The organism is Acinetobacter sp. YH01019, from assembly GCF_013420285.1.
GTDB lineage: Bacteria > Pseudomonadota > Gammaproteobacteria > Pseudomonadales > Moraxellaceae > Acinetobacter > Acinetobacter gandensis.
In genome coordinates this window covers 25,708-43,927 of record NZ_VOYM01000022.1, presented here as the reverse complement: position 1 = coordinate 43,927, position 18,220 = coordinate 25,708, and the positions used below count along the sequence as shown (strand labels likewise).

General features: G+C 40.4%; 20 protein-coding genes. 11 read left to right on the top strand and 9 right to left on the bottom strand.

All coding sequences use genetic code 11. From position 1 onward, the window contains the following. On the bottom strand, positions 1-246 hold a 246-nt coding region (locus FTT84_RS07580; RefSeq protein WP_180191838.1), incomplete at its 3' end, for a transposase. Positions 247-575: 329 nt separating this feature from the next. On the opposite strand from FTT84_RS07580, the gene FTT84_RS07575 reads away from it, so the two are divergent. The 3 genes from FTT84_RS07575 to FTT84_RS07565 all read left to right on the top strand — a co-directional run bounded on the left by FTT84_RS07575 (position 576) and on the right by FTT84_RS07565 (position 3,078). After that, positions 576-1,547 carry a hypothetical protein gene (locus FTT84_RS07575; RefSeq protein WP_180080704.1) on the top strand — a complete coding sequence of 324 codons (972 nt, stop codon included), beginning with the start codon at positions 576-578 and terminating at the stop codon, positions 1,545-1,547. A 94-nt stretch (positions 1,548-1,641) separates the two neighbouring features. Further along, positions 1,642-2,484, top strand: coding sequence for a hypothetical protein (locus FTT84_RS07570; protein WP_180080702.1), 843 nt, complete (start codon positions 1,642-1,644; stop codon positions 2,482-2,484). Positions 2,485-2,634: 150 nt separating this feature from the next. Then, the gene (locus tag FTT84_RS07565; RefSeq protein ID WP_180080706.1) at positions 2,635-3,078 is read left to right on the top strand and encodes a hypothetical protein; all 444 of its coding nucleotides are present in this window, start codon (positions 2,635-2,637) and stop codon (positions 3,076-3,078) included. A 92-nt stretch (positions 3,079-3,170) separates the two neighbouring features. On the opposite strand, the gene FTT84_RS07560 is transcribed toward FTT84_RS07565, so the two are convergent. Continuing rightward, positions 3,171-4,073: an NADP-dependent oxidoreductase gene (locus FTT84_RS07560; RefSeq protein WP_180080700.1), complete on the bottom strand. Its 903-nt coding sequence runs from the start codon at positions 4,071-4,073 to the stop codon at positions 3,171-3,173. 236 nt (positions 4,074-4,309) lie between these two features. Between FTT84_RS07560 and FTT84_RS07555 the strand changes: the two genes are divergently transcribed. Then, positions 4,310-4,702 (top strand): lysozyme inhibitor LprI family protein, encoded by a 393-nt coding sequence (locus FTT84_RS07555; protein WP_180080698.1) that lies wholly within the window; start codon positions 4,310-4,312, stop codon positions 4,700-4,702. 623 nt (positions 4,703-5,325) lie between these two features. Here the strand turns inward: FTT84_RS07555 and FTT84_RS07550 are convergent. From FTT84_RS07550 to gatC, 5 genes are all read right to left on the bottom strand, one after another. Continuing rightward, on the bottom strand, positions 5,326-5,619 hold the full coding sequence (locus tag FTT84_RS07550) for a hypothetical protein (protein ID WP_257223375.1): 294 nt from the start codon (positions 5,617-5,619) through the stop codon (positions 5,326-5,328). Between the two features lie 14 nt (positions 5,620-5,633). Continuing rightward, positions 5,634-6,473, bottom strand: coding sequence for a DUF6236 family protein (locus tag FTT84_RS07545; RefSeq protein ID WP_100357576.1), 840 nt, complete (start codon positions 6,471-6,473; stop codon positions 5,634-5,636). A gap of 96 nt (positions 6,474-6,569) precedes the next feature. Then, positions 6,570-8,057: an Asp-tRNA(Asn)/Glu-tRNA(Gln) amidotransferase subunit GatB gene (gene gatB / locus FTT84_RS07540; RefSeq protein WP_180080697.1), complete on the bottom strand. Its 1,488-nt coding sequence runs from the start codon at positions 8,055-8,057 to the stop codon at positions 6,570-6,572. Beyond that, the gene (gene gatA, locus FTT84_RS07535; RefSeq protein WP_180080695.1) at positions 8,057-9,535 is read right to left on the bottom strand and encodes an Asp-tRNA(Asn)/Glu-tRNA(Gln) amidotransferase subunit GatA; all 1,479 of its coding nucleotides are present in this window, start codon (positions 9,533-9,535) and stop codon (positions 8,057-8,059) included. The genes gatB and gatA overlap by 1 nt, the downstream gene beginning before the upstream one ends. A gap of 52 nt (positions 9,536-9,587) precedes the next feature. Continuing rightward, entirely contained in the window at positions 9,588-9,902 is a 315-nt protein-coding gene (gene gatC / locus FTT84_RS07530) for an Asp-tRNA(Asn)/Glu-tRNA(Gln) amidotransferase subunit GatC (RefSeq protein WP_067762698.1), read from the bottom strand. Between the two features lie 133 nt (positions 9,903-10,035). On the opposite strand from gatC, the gene FTT84_RS07525 reads away from it, so the two are divergent. The 6 genes from FTT84_RS07525 (at position 10,036) to FTT84_RS07500 (ending at position 14,803) form a co-directional block, all read left to right on the top strand. Then, positions 10,036-11,082 carry a rod shape-determining protein gene (locus FTT84_RS07525; RefSeq protein WP_067762711.1) on the top strand — a complete coding sequence of 349 codons (1,047 nt, stop codon included), beginning with the start codon at positions 10,036-10,038 and terminating at the stop codon, positions 11,080-11,082. Between the two features lie 16 nt (positions 11,083-11,098). Beyond that, positions 11,099-11,956 carry a rod shape-determining protein MreC gene (gene mreC / locus FTT84_RS07520; protein ID WP_067762697.1) on the top strand — a complete coding sequence of 286 codons (858 nt, stop codon included), beginning with the start codon at positions 11,099-11,101 and terminating at the stop codon, positions 11,954-11,956. Further along, positions 11,943-12,434, top strand: coding sequence for a rod shape-determining protein MreD (mreD, locus tag FTT84_RS07515; protein WP_180080693.1), 492 nt, complete (start codon positions 11,943-11,945; stop codon positions 12,432-12,434). The genes mreC and mreD overlap by 14 nt, the downstream gene beginning before the upstream one ends. Continuing rightward, positions 12,422-12,988: a Maf-like protein gene (locus FTT84_RS07510; protein ID WP_180080690.1), complete on the top strand. Its 567-nt coding sequence runs from the start codon at positions 12,422-12,424 to the stop codon at positions 12,986-12,988. The genes mreD and FTT84_RS07510 overlap by 13 nt, the downstream gene beginning before the upstream one ends. Before the next feature lie 42 nt (positions 12,989-13,030). Then, positions 13,031-14,485 (top strand): ribonuclease G, encoded by a 1,455-nt coding sequence (gene rng, locus FTT84_RS07505; RefSeq protein WP_067762694.1) that lies wholly within the window; start codon positions 13,031-13,033, stop codon positions 14,483-14,485. Between the two features lie 144 nt (positions 14,486-14,629). Further along, positions 14,630-14,803: a PA1571 family protein gene (locus FTT84_RS07500; RefSeq protein ID WP_342669161.1), complete on the top strand. Its 174-nt coding sequence runs from the start codon at positions 14,630-14,632 to the stop codon at positions 14,801-14,803. Between the two features lie 304 nt (positions 14,804-15,107). Here FTT84_RS07500 and FTT84_RS07495 read toward each other — a convergent pair whose 3' ends face one another. Both FTT84_RS07495 and FTT84_RS07490 read right to left on the bottom strand, forming a co-directional pair. After that, positions 15,108-16,487, bottom strand: coding sequence for a wax ester/triacylglycerol synthase family O-acyltransferase (locus FTT84_RS07495; RefSeq protein ID WP_067762693.1), 1,380 nt, complete (start codon positions 16,485-16,487; stop codon positions 15,108-15,110). A gap of 168 nt (positions 16,488-16,655) precedes the next feature. Further along, the gene (locus FTT84_RS07490; RefSeq protein WP_180080688.1) at positions 16,656-17,390 is read right to left on the bottom strand and encodes a phosphoadenylyl-sulfate reductase; all 735 of its coding nucleotides are present in this window, start codon (positions 17,388-17,390) and stop codon (positions 16,656-16,658) included. A 200-nt stretch (positions 17,391-17,590) separates the two neighbouring features. Here FTT84_RS07490 and thrH point away from each other — a divergent pair, with 200 nt between their 5' ends. Beyond that, complete coding sequence (thrH, locus tag FTT84_RS07485) at positions 17,591-18,208, top strand: bifunctional phosphoserine phosphatase/homoserine phosphotransferase ThrH (RefSeq protein ID WP_078189978.1); 618 nt, start codon at positions 17,591-17,593, stop codon at positions 18,206-18,208. Positions 18,209-18,220: the final 12 nt, after the last annotated feature.

Here is an 18,220-nt window from a genome sequence, read left to right as displayed (position 1 = left end):
TTTAATCAGACTTTGCACAAAGCCAGTGACCATACGTAAAGATAGACGGAATAAGGATTTAATCATTAAGCAGCATTGGATAGCTGCGTCGGAGTAGGTTTGATTTCGCCCTTGTTTGCCTTTTGATGGCGCATACCATTGCGTAGCAGGATCAAACCAAATGGCAATATTTCCGCGATTAATGAGTGCTCGGTTATATGCGGGCCAATTGGTTGTGCGGTAGATTTTGTGTGCAGGCTTCTTCATTTGAAAATTATATCGCTGAAAAAGCCTTTACAGATAGGTTTGTGCAACAAAGCCGATAATAACCAGCTTTTATTCTAATTAAATAGAATTTAAGCAATCAGAAAAGAGCCTCCTCGGAGGCTCTTTTTTATTTTCTTCATAAACACCGCTAGATCCAAATAAAATGTGAAACTCATCAAATTAAAATGAATAAAATGTGTATACATCTCAAATGCATGCGATTTTAGTGATTAAAATTATAAAAATAATAAATAAAATCAAGATTATAAAATTGTGGAAGGCACTAAATTACGCTATTTTTTAAGGGTGAATTTTTTGAGATTTTTGCTGTGAATTTAAAGGCAATTTTATGGGTGGGGAGTATTGGATTTGCATTACATGGTTGTACAACCATGCAGAGTTTAAACCCAAATTCATTTAATCATTATGCATCACCACAAGAAGTGATCAATCAAAAAGGGCTAAATAGCGCAAATGGAAAGGCGAAAGAATACGTCTATGATTGGGGGCCACAAAAGAAAAATATGGAAGCAGAATCACTCATACCCAAGCAAAATATGAGCAGTTACTGCCAAGCCAAAAATGGCAAATTTATTCAACTGAATAAAAGCAATTTGAACCAAGTCAAAAATGCATGGAGTCGTAAATTATTAGCGACCTATAGCAGCATAAAACAGGGTACAGGTGTATTTCAGTGTAGTCAGGCAGATGGACAGCGCTGGATGGTTGCTATTGAACCTGTTTCAGAGCGTAAATCAAATGACCGTTCTGAAACCCGCTTAGTCAGTTTGTATACAGCTATCATTGGACCCGAAGAACGTCGCAAAAATTATAATAAACAAGAAGAAACTGTAGCTAAAAAAGCCACATCAAGCAAAGCAAAACAAACGACAACAAAAAGCAATGCGAAAGATGAAGCAAAAAAAGAAGTAGAGACTAAAAAAGAAGCTAAAGCCAAAGAGCTTGAAAATAAACCAGCGGCGAAGCCAGTTGCAGAAACATCGCAACAGATACAAATGCGCCTGTATGTGAATGCACGACGTGACTTAAATGCGGGTAAAAACCAAGTCACCGCTTGTAATAATGCACAGCGCGCTTATAGCTATGGCAAATTAAATGGTGCAAATGCCAATAGAGCCTATGCTGAATCAGGCATGCTCGTTGCAAAATGCTTAACATCAGTGCCTGCTTATAGCAAAAGTTATCCAAACGCCAATGCAAGAGCAAAAGGCATCCTACAAAACTTAGCGACCAACTATAACCATGCAGGGGCAAAAAATATGTTGAATCGTATGAAATAAACCTCAACAGGATAAAAGCCATTTGGGGAAATAAGCTTTTATCCTGATCCAATCATGTACTCAGATAAAGTTTTAAAAATAATAAGGAAAAACCATGAGTTCAGTAAATGAAACTTATTTTAATGCACCATTATTTGACCGAGAATTGACAGAGATTGCAGTCAATATCGAGCAAACACCTTTCTTTTTGAATGATCGAGGGGATCCAACATATTTAGCGTCACTTGGGGCGGGGATTGATTTAATTACCGAGTCAGCGACCAATGCGAAAATGACGATGGGAAGTCCCTACGATGTACCTTCCGAGATTTCGACTAAAATTACCAATTGGGGGGAGCAAACGGAGCTTGAATTTGAAGGGCAACACTTCGAGTTTATGCCATTGGTGGCAAGCAAAGAAACCGCAGCAGCTTTTGGTATCACCTTAGTTCAGGCAGGTGAAGCGATTCAGATTCATTCAAATCAAAAACTACTGTCAGAAATTCATTATGAATACGGCATGATGGCAGGTCATTGTTTTGCCTATCTGGATGGTGGGAAGCCTGATTGTAGTGGAAAAACCCTATTTCCTTTTGTAGCTACAGATTTAGAACACCATGACTTTCCTCATATTTTTAGCGCGACAGATCAGGATCATTTGCCACTAGTCATCTCAGTAGGACGCTATTTCCCAAATCTAGGCAAGATTTACTTGGCAGATTTATGGGTCAATCCGGGAGATGCTTTATACATTCCTGCGAAACCCAAATATTCGAATCCTGAGTTTATTGACCTACATAATAACCGTAATGCAGCACTTGCATGTTGGCGAGGTGATAGCAATAAATCGACATTGACCACCCATAGTTTGCTCGATGCCCATGGATATTTTTACTGGTATTGGAATAGAAGGCCAACGATTCATCCTCTTATCGCACCGACTAGCAAAAATGAATAGTTGAGTTACATAGACCAAACAGCAAATACAGCACTTCATGATACAAAGGTGACTCAAGTTTTGGGAGTTTGGTCTATGGCTTACGGTTTATCTAAAAAATTACATCTACGTTTTTCACGACCTGCAGGTTTAGCTTTATTGACACTCATCATGCTCGGGTCAACTCAGGTGAGTTTAGCAAGTCCGACGGTCGATCAGCTTAGTCAATGTTTAGTGAAATCGACCACTGCCGCAGATAAAACCACGGTTTTGCAATGGACCTTTTCTGCCTTGGCAGCGCATCCAGATTTAAAACAATACAGTAATGTCAGTGATGCGCAAAAAACGCAACTCGATAAAAATTTAGCGCAAGTGATGCAGCGAATTTTGGTGGAGCAATGTTCTACACAAACGCAGGCCGTGATTAAAGCTGATGGTCTACAGGCTGTGGGTGATAGTTTTCAAGAGCTTGGTAGTATCACAGGGGATGAAATTTTAAAGACGCCTGAAATTAAACAACAATTACAAGGCGTACTGCGTTATGTCGATTTGAATAAATTGGTGACTAAATTTTTAACCCCAGAAATTTGGAATAAATTGGGTATTACCCGATAAGGTTTTTAAATTTGAAATACATATTTTTAAGTTAAATAATGATGTAAATGAGCGCTGTTTAGCGCTCATTTACATTATGGATTAGCTAATAATTATTCAAAAACCAGTACACTTTTACCTTTGGTATGACCTTCTAAAATATCACTATAGGCTTGCTGCGCATCCTTAAATGCATATTCACGGCTGACTGTCCATGTGAAACGACCTTCAGCAATACCATCAACGACATGTTGTAAGTTTTTAGTGTTACGTTTAACCCATACTGGCTGAATTTTATTTGAAGATAATTTTCTACCAGCAATACTTCCCATAAATCCGCCAACTTTGACCACAGCAAGAGAGGTTTGAGTTGCTTCTTCCGAGCCGATCATATCAATAGAGACATCAAAAGGTGTTGGATGCACTGCTTTTAGACGTTCAACTAAACCTTCTCCATAAGTGACAGGTGTAGCGCCTAGTTTGCGAATATAGTCTTGATTGGCTGCTGATGCCGTTGCGACAACCTCAATGCCTTTTTCTACTGCGAGCTGTACCACAATAGAGCCGACTCCGCCTGAGCCGCCATGTACCAGTAAAGATTGAGCAGGGCCCGTTTCATCTAAAATGGTCATGGCTGTTTGTGCTGCGCCTGCAATTGTTCCAGCAATAGGCCAATCGATATTTTTCGGCTTGCGGATCAAATTTGCTAGTGGTACATCAATCACGGTTGCATGGGTAAAGGCACCGCCTGAACCGAGCACTTCATCGCCAACAGTCCATTCATTTTGAGAGCCGTCAACTTCTGCAATGATACCTGCATATTCTGTACCAAAGGTTTGCGGTAGGGCTGCATGTTTAAATTCACCTGTCATGCGACGTGCGTCAATGGGGTTTATACCAGAGGCTTTAACCTGAATGCGCGCCATGCCTGCGGCTAATGGTGGGAGTTCGTATTGTGCAAATTCGAGGACTTCAGGTTGGCCGTATTGGTGTGCTGCTAAGATGGTTGATTTCATTTTTGTGCCTATTACATTTAGTTTTTTAAATCTTGGTTGAATTATAGGCAGGCGGTGTTTATGGATTACAGAGCGAAATTTGCATTAGATTTTTCTATAAATAGAACAGTGCTTAAAATTAGTATGGATATGCGCACTGTTTTTGTTATTTTATTTTAGTGTGGAAATGAATGGAAAAATAAAAATGGTATTCCTAGTAAAGACATTTGTATCTATAAATTTATAAAGGGATAGTTATGATTAAGCAATTTATATGCGCGCTGATGGTTGTTTTGGGTTTTATACAAATGGCACAGGCAGATGATCGTTCGTTGAGTAAGCATTTTACAGCGTGTATGGACAAAGCTGGCGGTGTGACTGCAAGCATGGTGGAGTGCACAGCAGCGGAAACAAAACGTCAGGATATACGTTTAAATGAAGCTTATAAAAATTTGATGAACACCTTAAGCGCAACACGTAAAAAAGAACTGCAAAATACACAGCGTTTATGGATGAAGTATCGGGATGCGAACTGTAACTTTTATTATGATCCGAATGGCGGTTCAATTGTACGTGTAACGAGTGCTGGCTGTTTCATGGATATGACAACGGAAAGGGCGAATGAGTTGGAGAATTTTTTAAAGTATTAATGATTAGCTCTCCTTTGCGGGATAGGAATTTAAAACTCGCTCACATTAATAATTTTCTAAAACCTCTCCCTAGCCCTCTCCTAGAAGGAGAGGGAACTTCCAATATTAATTTTATAAAAGTATTTAATTGGTAATGATTTCTCCTTCTCCCTTTGGGAGAGGGTTGGGGTGAGGGACAGTTCAAAAAAGTTAAATCAAATCAGGATAAAACTTCTCAAACTCTTTATTCACTGCGTCACCCCGTAATAAATAGCCTTTTGGCTGGATATAACTATAAATGTCCCGTGCAGACTGTTCATGCCAACCAATGTTAAATGCACAGAGTTTTGGGAAAAATTGTAGATGGCTATAGTTCAAATTGTTATGAATCCAATAAGCAAGTTGTTGCCAATTACTTTGGTCTTTTTCATACAATTCTAAGAATGATGGAATAACGATACACGCCGTCGCACCATAGCCTTTTACATCAGGATAGTCCCAAATATGACTGGCAAAGTTTTTCTCATTAGTTGCGCAGTTATGTCCTTTTTCATTGCCGAGTGGCTTTGTTGCACAAAGATTTCATAACTATATGATTTTAAAAGTTTTGATTGTTTTTTGATCCAAAATTAAATTTATTTAAATCAGATGCTTACATATTTATGCAACAAAGCCTTGCCGAGTTGATTCACGCTTGGTGAGCGATAAGCTGAACGAATGGCAATACGTCCAAACTTTTGTTGTAGTGGCTCGAGCAGTTGTTGGCAGAGTTCTGTTCCTGTACGAATGGCGATGTCAGGATGATCTGGGAAGTTGGGTACACCGTACCAATTGGCGATTTCGCTATAAAGGAAATCACGCATGAAAAAGGATTTAGACAGCTGAATGCGTCCTAAGTCTTCGAGTTTGGCGATTGAGGTTACTTTTTTGATGGCCATAAAAATTACCCAACTCAAATAATATTATTTTGCTTAGCTCTAACTAAGTAATCGAGTTTTAAATTGCCTTCAGCAGATTTTAAAGTCCATTCTTTTGAAAATTTAAACTTGAGCATTGATCTTAATGTATTAGCAATAGTTAAAACAGGAAATGTAGTTGAAGCAATATCAATAATCCCAGTTTTTATCATTTCAGCTAATACACTTTCATTAAATTCTAAACTTACTGAATGATCGACTCGAGAGGTAAAGCGAAAACGTTCAGTGAGAGTTCTGTCTAAGTTATGAATTGCTACTTTTAGATCATAAAATTCTTTTTTCCTTCTTAAGTCTTTATCTTCGCTATTTAATATTTTTTCATATATCTCATCTAAAGAATTATGTAATGCTATCAATTCAGCATTTCTTTGTGTTTTGAAATCTAATAAATCGTGAATAGCTATATCTTTTCGCGGAACAGGTAATAATTTTCTTAGCTCAACTTTTAAAACATCTTTATTACTATATTGAATTGGATCATTGTCTTTGGAGTCGAGCATATTTACGAGAGTCCAATCATTTTCAGGATCTTGAAGTTTTATATTAGCCACATATGTATGAGATTTTTGAAGTATATTTGCCATTTCGCCTGAGTTAAATGGGGACTTAACAAGCTCTAAAATCCCTGCTTCAACATAATCCTGTTCGAAAGGAAGTCCTAATTTTATAGCTCGTTGTTCAGGTATCGCTATTTTGTCCCAATACAAAGAAAAGTATTGTAATTCTTGAGTGTTATATGACCTTTCAATAAAGACACTATTTTTTTCTACATCACATTTCATTAAGGCTGGAGGAATAATAATACCTCTTTGCATTATTTTAGTTCTCGAAAAAATTATTACCTTAATTATAAGTGATAAATAAAAAGAAAACCCGCTCTAAAGCGGGTTTTCTTTTAAAGAAAGATCAGATCAACCAATCAATTTCTTCATCAATTCATTCACTTGAGCAGGGTTGGCTTTACCCTTAGACGCTTTCATCACTTGACCAACCAGACCGTTGAAAGCTTTTTCTTTACCAGATTTGTACTCTTCAACCATCTTCTCGTTGGCGGCAAGCACTTCCTTAATAATTGCTTCAATCGCGCCTGTATCAGTTTCCTGTTTCAAGCCTTTCTCAGCAATAATTTCGTCCGCAGTTTTGCCTTCATCCCACATAAAGCCGAACACTTGTTTCGCGATCTTACCGCTAATGGTGTTATCGACAATACGTGCGATCATGCCGCCAAGTTTTTCCGCTGATACAGGAGAGTCATGAAGCTCTAGGCTCGCTTTGTTTAGCGCCCCTGAGAATTCACCCATCACCCAGTTTGCAGACACTTTACCTTGTGCAGCACCGCCCGCAGCTTTCACCACTTCTTCATAAAACTCTGACATTTCACGAGTCAGTGTTAAAACGTGAGCATCGTATTCAGTTACACCAAAGTCAGCCACAAAACGAGCACGACGTGCAGCAGGCAGCTCAGGAAGTGCAGCACGTGCCGCTTCAATTTGCTCATCTGCAATGATCACAGGCAACAAGTCAGGATCTGGGAAGTAGCGATAATCGTTCGCTTCTTCTTTCGAACGCATTGAACGCGTTTCCATCTTCACAGGGTCAAACAAACGAGTTTCTTGGTCGATTGTACCGTCCCAATCCAAGATTTCCATTTGGCGTTCAATTTCAACATTGATCGCTTGCTCAATGAAACGGAATGAGTTGAGGTTTTTAAGCTCACAACGCGTACCAAACGGTTGACCAGGACGACGCAGTGACACGTTACAGTCCGCACGGAACGAACCTTCCGCCATGTTACCGTCAGAAATACCTAACCAACGCACTAACGTGTGAATCGCTTTAATATAAGCAACAGCTTCTTCAACCGAACGCATATCCGGCTCAGATACGATTTCAAGCAGTGGTGTGCCTGCACGGTTTAAATCGATACCTGACATGCCTTCAAATTGGTCATGGATTGATTTACCTGCATCTTCCTCAAGGTGCGCACGAGTTACGCCAATGCGTTTCACCGTACCATCTTCAAGTTGAATGTCGATATGACCCAAGCCCACAATCGGGTTGTCCATTTGGCTAATTTGGTAGCCTTTTGGAGAGTCAGGGTAGAAATAGTTTTTACGTGCAAACACAGAAGCTTGGTCGATATAAGCATCAATACCCAAACCAAAGCGAATCGCAAGATCAACCACTTCTTTGTTCAGTACTGGCAATACGCCCGGCATTGCTAAATCTACAAGGCTCGCTTGAGTATTTGGGTCTTGACCAAACACAGTCGATGAACCTGAGAAAATTTTGGTATTGGTTGCAAGCTGAGTGTGAATCTCGATACCAATCACCACTTCCCAACCATCAATCAGGTTAGATTTTGGTTTAGCCGCTTTTGTAGAGTTGTTTTTAGCCATTATGCGTTCTCCTCAGCAATAGCAGCGCGTTGTGTATGCCAATCCGTCGCTTGTTGATACTGATGTACCACAGACAACAATTGAGATTCTGACCAGTAGTTACCAATCAGCTGTAAGCCAACAGGCAAGTTGTCTTTGTCAAAACCAACAGGCGCGTTAATTGCAGGTAGACCTGCCAAGTTTACCGCGATGGTGTAGATGTCACCCAAGTACATTTCAACTGGAGAAAGGTTTGCTCCAATCTTATAAGCAGTTGTCGGTGCAGCAGGGGCAGCAATCACGTCTACAGACTCAAATGCTTTTAAGAAGTCTTGTTGAATTAAACGACGTACTTTTTGTGCTTTCACATAGTACGCATCGTAGTAACCCGCAGAAAGCGCGTAAGTACCAATCAAGATACGTTGCTGAACTTCTTTACCAAAACCTTCAGAGCGTGAACGTTTGTACAAGTCCATGAGGTCCACTGGGTTTTCACAGCGGTAGCCATAACGCACGCCATCAAAACGTTGTAAGTTTGAAGATGCTTCAGCAGGGGCAATCAAGTAGTAAGTTGGAACATAAGCATCCGTCATGGTGAGATCAATCTCAACCAATATCGCGCCCATTTCTTCTAACTTTTTAAGTGATTCTTCAACACGTGCTTTTACGTCTGCATCTAAACCAGCAACATTAAAGTACTGCTTAGGAATACCAATACGTAAACCTTTTACCGAAGTATCATTTAAGTTAGCAACGTAGTTGTCGACGTCTTTTTCAACTGAAGTTGAATCTTTCGCATCATGACCTGCCATCACATTCATGAGGTAAGCGCAGTCTTCAGCCGAGCGCGCCATTGGGCCACCTTGGTCTAAAGATGATGCATACGCGATCATACCGAAGCGAGATACACGACCATAAGTCGGTTTAAGGCCAGTCAAGCCGCAGAATGACGCAGGCTGACGAATCGAACCGCCTGTATCTGTACCTGTTGCAAATGGCGCAAGATCAGCCGCGACAGCCGCCGCAGAACCACCTGAAGAACCACCCGGTACATGACTTAAGTTCCACGGGTTCGCAGTCGCGCCGTAGAATGAGTTTTCACTTGTTGAACCCATGGCGAATTCGTCCATGTTCACTTTACCTAAAGTGACAAGGCCCGCAGCTTTACCTTTCGCTACAACGGTCGCGTCGTAAGGAGAGATAAAATTGTCCAGTATTTTAGAACCAGCAGTGGTCTTAATACCTTGGGTACAAAAAATGTCTTTATGTGCAATCGGCACACCCGTTAAAGCAGTTGCATTACCGGCTTTTAGTGCCGCGTCAGCCGCATCAGCCTGAGCCAATGCTTGTTCAGCAGTCACGGTCACATACGATTTTACTTGAGCATCGATTTTTTCAATGCGTTTTAAATAGTGTTCAGTCAATTCGCGTGAAGAAAATTTAGCACTAGCCAAACCTTCAGACAGCTCACGAATAGATAAGCGATGTAAATCAGTCATAAGAAATATTTCTTTACGTTTAATTTGAATAAATGGGTTATCTGAATGAAAATTATTCAATCACACGAGGAACAAGGTATAAGCCGTCCTGAGTTGCAGGAGCAACTGCTTGATATTCTTCACGATGATTGCTTTCAGATACGCGGTCTTCACGTAAAGGCTGTGGATTGTCGAATGGGCTTTTGAGTGGTTCAACACCGTCGGTATTGATGCCTTTCAGGGTTTCCATCATGCCTAAAATTTTATTTAAACTTTGAGCATATTCAGCAGATTGCGTCTCATTCAGCGATAAACGTGCGAGATGTGCAATCCCTGAAACTGTTTGTGCATTTAGATCTGCAGAATGCTGTGCATCCGATGTAGACATAACATTACCTAATCAGTATTAAAAAAAATCAAAATATAGTGGCTTATAATAAGCGATTGACTTGTTCAAATCATCACATTTAGTTAAAGTTGCCACCTTGCGTCCATATAAAAGTTTAACTGAGAACGTCCCCGTGATTCTAAAACGACTAATTGGCTTGTTTTCGCCGGATCTTGCCATTGATTTAGGCACTGCAAATACACTTATTTATGCGCCAGGACGAGGCATTATATTAAATGAACCGACGGTGGTGGCAATTCGCCACAGTGGTTCACAAAAAATCGTTGCCGCAGTAGGTCTTGACGCGAAACAAATGCTAGGTCGTACACCTGCAAATATTTCTGCGATTCGCCCAATGAAAGATGGTGTGATTGCAGATTTTGAAGTAACTGAAACCATGTTGAATCAGTTTATTGGCAAAGTGCACGAAAAACGTCTATTTCCACCAGCGCCACGTGTTGTGGTATGCGTACCTTGCAAATCAACATTGGTAGAACGTCGTGCAATTCGCGAAGCGGTTTATAACGCTGGCGCACGTGAAGTTCGCTTAATTGAAGAGCCAATGGCTGCTGCAATTGGTGCAGGCATGCCTGTTGAGCAAGCATGTGGTTCGATGGTTGTCGATGTGGGTGGTGGTACAACCGAAATCGCAATTATTTCATTACAAGGCTGTGTCTACGCAGATTCACTGCGTATTGGTGGCGATGTATTTGACGAACAAATCATTAACTATGTACGCAAAGCACATGGCTGTGTGATTGGTGAAACCACTGCAGAAACCATCAAGAAAGAAGTGGGTATGGCGCTTCCTGATGAAGGTGCGAAAGCACTGGAAATTGAAGTCCGTGGTCGTAACTTGGCTGAAGGTGTACCGCGTGCCATTACAGTTACGTCTGATGAAGTAACTCAAGCCATTTCTGATCCGTTACAAAACATCGTATCTGCGGTGAAATCAGCACTCGAACAAACACCGCCTGAATTGTCTTCTGACATCGCAGAGCGCGGTATTGTGCTGACTGGTGGTGGTGCATTACTTCGTAACTTAGATAAGCTTCTAGCGAAAGAAACAGGCCTTCCTGTTGTGGTTGCAGAAGATCCTCTATCTTGTGTGACGCGTGGTGGTGGTAAGGTTCTCGAATTCTTCGATAACCCTAATCATGACATGTTATTTGTAGGCTAAGAAAAGGACTCGGCGGGTGCAAACGCAACTGTTTTCAAGACAACCGCCATCTTTTCGCTCATTTATCATTGCGGTGATTACATGTTTGGTTGTGCTGTTTTTCGACTGGCGCATGCCACATGTAATTCAACCGGCAAGAGACGTCTTGTATGCGGCATATAATCCAATATACGCCCTTGCAAGCTATCCAGTGTTATCGCGAGAATGGCTGAATCAACAAACCAAGTCTGAAGCTCAATTGCGCCGTGAAAATACTGCGATGCAAGCTGAGTTATTACAGGCTCAAGTCCGCTTACAAAAACTTTCTGAATTATCTGCTGAAAACACCCGTTTACGCGGTTTACTTGATACACCTTTAATCATTGATGGTCGTATGGAAATTGCAGAAGTGATCGGTACAGATGCCGACCCACTGCGCCATATTATCGTGATTAATCGTGGTGCAAGCAGCCAGTTAAAAGTGGGGCAGACAGTACTCGATGACAAAGGGATTATGGGGCAGATTATTAACGTCTATCCACATAGTAGCCGTGTCATGTTGCTGTCAGACAAAGAACATTCTTTATCAGTACGTATGGAGCATACCGGTATGCGCGCCATCGTAACGGGTACAGGTGATTTAGGTCGTTTAAAGATGGAATATGTACCAACCAGCGCCAACATCAAAGTGGGTGAAAAAGTTTATAGCTCAGGTTTGGGGGCACATTTCCCAGCAGGTTATTTAGTCGGTACAGTGTCAAAAGTCAGCCGACACAATTCGGGTGAATTCGCACAAATTGATTTAAAACCAGCGGCGCAACTCGCAGGTGGTCATCATGTTGTGGTTTTATTTTCAGATTCGTTAGCGATGGAGCAACCACATGTCACTCGCTAAGCTGAGCCGTCATACACAGCGTGATCCATTATTTCCAATCATCATCTCAATTGTGATGGCATCTTTGTTGATGGTTTATCCCTTGTCTTATGATATTTCGGGATGGCGTCCACTGTTTATGTTGATGGTCATGTTGTTTTGGGTGCTGTGTCAGCCGACATGGTGTGGTATTTGGTTTGCTTTCGGGACGGGCCTATTTGCAGACTTACTACTCGATGCACCATTTGGCATGAATGCTTTGAGTTTTGTCGTGATTGCCTTTGTTACGCGGTTTTTAACCCGTGAGCGCCGCATACTTACCTTTGCAAATCTATGGATAATTGCAGCACTTTCAATTGTGGCACATCTATTCTTTGTCTGGATTGCACAAGTCATGGGTGGGCTACAGTTTAGTTTTGCACGTCATTGGCAACCTTTATTGACTAGCATTTTACTTTGGCCAATTTTGTATTATGTACTCAGAAAATGGCGCATTTAATTCTCGCTTCTAGCTCACCCCGTCGTCGTGAATTGCTCCAACAGTTGGGGCTAAACTTTGATATTTTCAGTCCCGATATTGATGAGTCGGTACATGTGGGTGAGTCAGTTGCAGATTATGTCGAGCGTCTAGCTCGTGCAAAAGCTCAAGCGGTACAAGATGAATATCCCGATGCAATTGTCATTGCAGCCGACACAAGTCTCAGTGTCGATCATCATATTTTAGGTAAACCTGAATCAAAACAACACGCATTTGAAATGTGGCAACTCATTTCTGGTCGCAAACATGATGTGTATTCAGGTGTTTGCGTACGTACAAAACAACAAATTTGCAGTATAGTAGTGCGTACACAGGTTGAATTTCAATCGCTTAGCCTAGATGATATGGAAAGCTATTGGGCAACGGGCGAACCGATAGGCAAAGCGGGAGCCTATGCGATTCAGGGAATAGCTGCGCGCTATATTCCTTGTATTGAAGGGAGCTACAGCAATGTGGTTGGGCTACCTTTATATGAAACCGTACAGTTATTACAGACAGTTAAGGCACTAAATTAACTGCTGAAACACCAGAATTTTTATAATGTTTTGAGTTTTGTTATGTCTGACGAGTTGTTGATTAATGTCACACCGATGGAATGTCGTGTGGCGTTGATTCAAAACGGCACGGTCAATGAATTATTTGTTGAACGTACGGTGAAGCGTGGGTTAGTGGGAAATATTTATAAGGGAAAAGTGGTTCGCGTACTGCCAGGTATGCAAGCAGCTTTTATTGATATTGGACTTTCAAGAACTGCTTTTTTACATATCAATGATATGGTATGGCAGCGTAATCAACCGACACCTAATGTATTTGACTTGCTACAACCGGGGCAGGTACTCACTGTTCAAGTGATGAAAGATATGCTCGGAACGAAAGGCGCACGACTTTCTACTGATCTTTCTATTCCTTCGCGTTATTTGGTTCTCATGCCGTATGGTAGTCATACAGGTGTCTCGCAGCGCATTGAGTCTGAAGAAGAGCGTGACCGTTTACGGAGCATGATTGAGCGTATTCAAAAACAACATAATCTTCCAGGTTCTGTCATTGTCCGTACCGCGGCGGAAGGCATTCCTGAAGAGGAAATTGCACAAGATATGGCATACCTTGCCAAACTGTGGGAATACATACAGCGCAAGCAGCGCAGTATCGTCGTGCCATCATTGATATTTGAAGAATTGCCGTTACCACAACGCGTCATTCGTGATTTGGCCAATGAAGATACGTCTAAAATTCAGGTCGATTCGCGTGAAGTTCATGGCAAGTTAAGTGAGTTTGTGCAAGAGTTCGTTCCGAGTATGCAGAATCGTTTATTGCATTATCCAGGGGAGCGTCCAATCTTCGATCTATACAATGTTGAAGAAGATATTCAAAAGGCATTACAAACACGTGTTGCATTGAAGTCAGGTGGTTACCTGATGATTGACCAAACTGAAGCGATGACCACGATTGACGTGAATACAGGTTCTTATGTTGGTGGCCGATCTCTAGAAGACACTGTGTTTAAAACCAATATGGAAGCGACTCAGGTTATTGCTCGCCAATTACGTTTACGTAATCTCGGCGGGATCATTATCATTGACTTCATAGATATGCAAGAAGCGCTACATCGTGAAGAAGTGATGAATCAATTTGAGAAAATGCTCGAACGTGATCATGCTAAAACGAAAATTACTCAAGTCTCTGAATTAGGCTTGGTGGAAATGACCCGTAAGCGTACACGTGAATCATTGGAACATTTATTATGTGATTCATGTCCAACTTGTCAGGGGCGTGGTTATGTCAAAACTGCCGAGACAGTTTGCTACGAAATATTTCGAGAAATTTTAAGATATGCACGTGCTTATGAGTCACAAAGTGGCTTTACCGTTGTTGCACATCCTTCTGTGATTGACCGATTGTTAACGGCTGAAGCACCTGCAGTTGCGGATTTAGAGCACTTTATAAGCAGAACGATTAAGTTCCAAGTGGAAAATCTATATACGCAAGAGCAATACGATATCATTCTGAGCTGAAATTGTAACAGAATGTCGTTAAACACTTGTTACATCTGAGATTTTACTTTTCAACTGTAATTTTCAATACTAGACACATCGAATAGCCAAAGCCATTTTTTAGATATTAATGACGAAAAATGGCTTAGCAAAATGAGGTGTATAATGGGTATGAGCAAAGCAGTAATGAACAGCAGTCTTAAAACAGTGGTTGAGGCGAAAGCAATTCATTCAGGTTATATCGTTGATGATCGCGGTAACGAAGTTCAGATTACTGCAAGCATGATTCGTGCAGCTTGCCATCAGCTTTTGAAAAAATGTCGCTCAATTAAAGCTTAAATATATTTTCAAAGGCTATATTGCAGTGTGCTGCATCCTTTAAAGATATGTATTAAACTTGAATAGTGGAGCTTAATGAACACTTAGAAAAGAAAAATAGAAGAGTGATCTATTTAAAGTGATGTTTGATAATTACTACACAAATAACTCAGAGAAGTTTTAAATTGAAAAGAGTTAATTCAAGAAATTAAGACATAACGATTTTATTTTTATAAGAAAAATTATAAAAAGCCTTATACATGTATAAGGCTTTTTTGTTGAGAATTTCTTTTATTGAGAAGTTTAGAAATTTGAAAAGAGGCGGTTAGCTAACCGCCTGCAACTTTGGGGCATCTTGATTCACTATTGCTTCAAAACGTTGAATTTCGTCTTCCAAATGCGTCAACAGATTCTGCATTTTAGGCAGTGCATTACGACATGCAGTCAGACCAACTTCAAGTTTATCTAAATAACTGGTCATGGTGATATTTAATGCTTGACCATCTAATACAATTGAAGCTGGGTAAAGTGCTTCTAAACGTGCACCATTCCAATATAAAGGCTCTTGCGGGCCTGGGACATTAGAAATAACCAAATTGAAGGCTTGGCGCTTTGGCATAAAACCAGATGCAATATTTAAACCTGCAGCACCATAAACAAATGCACTGTAATTTAAAATTTGATTTGAATTCATGCGTTTGAAACGTTCTTTCGCATTTAATACGCTACGACGAACAATTTTGAGGCGTTCTAAAGGGTCTTCTTTATGTGTACCTAGATTCGCAAGTATCATGGTGATTCGGTTTGACATATCAGAATCATCTGAACGTACTGAAGCAGGTACCATTGCAATTAATGGCTTTTTCGGTAGTGCATTGTGTACAAGTAAGTATTCACGTAATGCACCTGAACAAATTGCTAAGACAATATCGTTAATCGTTACACCCAAAGACTTGGCAATATGTGACAAACGCGAAAATTCGAATGATTGGGCTGCGAAACGGCGAGAGGAGCTTACACGTTGGTTTAATATTGAACTTGGCGCTTGGAAACTTGAAACATAATCTGGATTACGTCCCATATCTTTTAGCACGGTTTGTGATAACTCATAAAGTACACGCGGTGTAGAATCTAGCTGACCTTTTAAAGTAGCCATGATACCTTTAACACGACTTACTTTTGGTTGTTTTAAGCGTTTAGCACGTGGGCCTTCAACACACCAAGGTGGGACAATACTTTTTGCATGTGGATCATGCGACAAAGATTTTTCAACCAAACGCATACCCGCAATACCATCAACCATTGCATGATGAATTTTAAAATACATCGCAAATCGATTGCCTTCGATACCCTCAATAATATGACAGGTCCAAAGCGGTTTGGCACGGTCGATTAAAGCGCTGTGTTCTTGAGAAATATATGTCAAAAGTTCACGGATACGACCAGGATGAGGCAGAGCAATGTGGCGGAAATGGTGATCTAGATCGAATTCTTCATCTTCATCCCAAAAGAAGCCATTGAGTTTATTGTTAAAAGGTGGGATTGGGATTGATTTGGAATCACGAATATCTGCAACTAAGTCTTGAATAAAGGTAGCGGGTGCATTTTCAGGAATTTGGAATAAAAATAAACCACCAACATGCATTGGCTGTTGTCGTTTCTCTAAATTTAAGAAGATGAAATCAATAGGATGTAATGGACGCATAGCGTTGATTGCCTCACTGCAATTTCTACAGCTGCTCTTATCTGAGTAGCATTGTTCGAATTATAAAATTGATAATTGCAGTATAGCGTTTTTAGATCAGAAAGATATGGAATTATGTGTATCAATAGGTTGAAAAAAACCACTGCTTTATCAGTGGTTTTTTCTTGATTATTTTTTCATATTGCCGGCGTGCAAACCACATTCTTTATGGGTTGCATCTTCCCACCACCAACGACCTTCACGTTCGTGTTGATTTGGTAAAACAGGGCGTGTACATGGTTCACAGCCAATCGAGATAAAGCCACGTTCGTGTAGTGGATTATATGGAATTTCCATGAGACGGATATAGTTCCATACATCAGCGCTAGACCAGTTTGCCAAAGGATTATATTTAATCAATTGCTTGCCCGGGCCTGAAAAACCAGGGTCTGCTTGTACAACAGGAATTTCATTACGTGTACCGGGGCTTTGATCTTTACGTTGACCAGTAATCCAGCCATCAAGTGTTGCTAATTTTTTACGTAAAGGTTGAACTTTTCGGATACCACAACATTCTTTGTGGTCATCTTGATAAAAGCTAAAGAAGCCTTTTTCAGTAACCAACTGTTGAACGGCTTCAACTTCAGGAAAGCAAATTTCAATATTGATCTTATAGTGTTTACGAACAGTATCTAAAAATTGATATGTTTCTGGATGGAGTCGACCTGTATCTAAACTAAATACACGAAATGGGATACCGAGATTTGATGCTAGATCAATCAGTACAACATCTTCTGCACCAGAAAAGGAAATGGCAATTTCACCTTGTTGGCTCAGTGCAAGCTTCATAATTTCAGAAGGTGATTCGTCTGCATATTCAGATGCGAGCGCATCAACAATATCAATAGTTGGGATTGTAGTCATGAATGTCCTGGCTATAGGCTTGGAACTTTAAAACCTATATTAATTTATTTCACGAGCATTTTAATGGAAATGCTAAAACTGACTTATCACTAAAAAATAAATACTTATGAAAAAAATAGATTTAAAAAAGAACAATGCATTTTTTTATTCTTCCGCTATGATATTGAAAAAATTTTTTCACTTAACAGAGGGTAGAGTGCATGGAAGTCGTTTGTTTAGATCTAGAAGGGGTTTTAGTACCTGAAATTTGGATTAATTTTGCGAAAAAAACAGGCATTAAAGAACTTGAAGCAACGACTCGTGACATTCCAGATTACGATGTGTTGATGACTCAGCGTTTAAATATTCTTAAGCAGCATGGTTTAGGTTTAAATGATATCCAAGATGTGATTGCGGACATGGGACCATTTGAGGGTGCAAAAGAGTTTGTGGAGTGGGTCCGTACTCATTTTCAATTGATTATTCTTTCAGATACCTTCTATGAGTTTGCACATCCATTAATGCAGCAACTTGGTTGGCCAACGATTTTCTGTCACAAGTTAGAAACTGATGAAAATGGTATGATCTCAGCTTATAAGCTTCGTCAACCTGATCAAAAGCGTAAAGCCGTTCAAGCATTGCATGGGTTAAACTTCCGGGTGATTGCAGCAGGTGATTCTTATAACGATACGACGATGCTTGGTGAAGCAGATGCGGGTTTCTTATTTGATGCGCCTGACAATGTGATTGCAGAATTTCCACAATTCCCACCAATTCATGGCTATGCTGCATTAAAAGAAGCGATTCGTAATGCTTCAGTGCGTGATATTCCAGCTTAAGTATTAAAATTT

What these genes read in the sequence shown, in the direction of transcription:
- FTT84_RS07570 (WP_180080702.1), top strand. Translation starts at nt 1,642, where the DNA reads ATGAGTTCAGTAAATGAAACTTATTTTAATGCACCATTATTTGACCGA.
- FTT84_RS07565 (WP_180080706.1), top strand. Translation starts at nt 2,635, where the DNA reads ATGCTCGGGTCAACTCAGGTGAGTTTAGCAAGTCCGACGGTCGATCAG.
- FTT84_RS07560 (WP_180080700.1), bottom strand. Translation starts at nt 4,073, where the DNA reads ATGAAATCAACCATCTTAGCAGCACACCAATACGGCCAACCTGAAGTC.
- FTT84_RS07555 (WP_180080698.1), top strand. Translation starts at nt 4,310, where the DNA reads ATGATTAAGCAATTTATATGCGCGCTGATGGTTGTTTTGGGTTTTATA.
- FTT84_RS07550 (WP_257223375.1), bottom strand. Translation starts at nt 5,619, where the DNA reads ATGGCCATCAAAAAAGTAACCTCAATCGCCAAACTCGAAGACTTAGGA.
- FTT84_RS07545 (WP_100357576.1), bottom strand. Translation starts at nt 6,473, where the DNA reads ATGCAAAGAGGTATTATTATTCCTCCAGCCTTAATGAAATGTGATGTA.
- gatB (WP_180080697.1), bottom strand. Translation starts at nt 8,057, where the DNA reads ATGGCTAAAAACAACTCTACAAAAGCGGCTAAACCAAAATCTAACCTG.
- gatA (WP_180080695.1), bottom strand. Translation starts at nt 9,535, where the DNA reads ATGACTGATTTACATCGCTTATCTATTCGTGAGCTGTCTGAAGGTTTG.
- gatC (WP_067762698.1), bottom strand. Translation starts at nt 9,902, where the DNA reads ATGTCTACATCGGATGCACAGCATTCTGCAGATCTAAATGCACAAACA.
- mreD (WP_180080693.1), top strand. Translation starts at nt 11,943, where the DNA reads ATGTCACTCGCTAAGCTGAGCCGTCATACACAGCGTGATCCATTATTT.
- FTT84_RS07510 (WP_180080690.1), top strand. Translation starts at nt 12,422, where the DNA reads ATGGCGCATTTAATTCTCGCTTCTAGCTCACCCCGTCGTCGTGAATTG.
- rng (WP_067762694.1), top strand. Translation starts at nt 13,031, where the DNA reads ATGTCTGACGAGTTGTTGATTAATGTCACACCGATGGAATGTCGTGTG.
- FTT84_RS07500 (WP_342669161.1), top strand. Translation starts at nt 14,630, where the DNA reads ATGGGTATGAGCAAAGCAGTAATGAACAGCAGTCTTAAAACAGTGGTT.
- FTT84_RS07495 (WP_067762693.1), bottom strand. Translation starts at nt 16,487, where the DNA reads ATGCGTCCATTACATCCTATTGATTTCATCTTCTTAAATTTAGAGAAA.
- FTT84_RS07490 (WP_180080688.1), bottom strand. Translation starts at nt 17,390, where the DNA reads ATGACTACAATCCCAACTATTGATATTGTTGATGCGCTCGCATCTGAA.
- thrH (WP_078189978.1), top strand. Translation starts at nt 17,591, where the DNA reads ATGGAAGTCGTTTGTTTAGATCTAGAAGGGGTTTTAGTACCTGAAATT.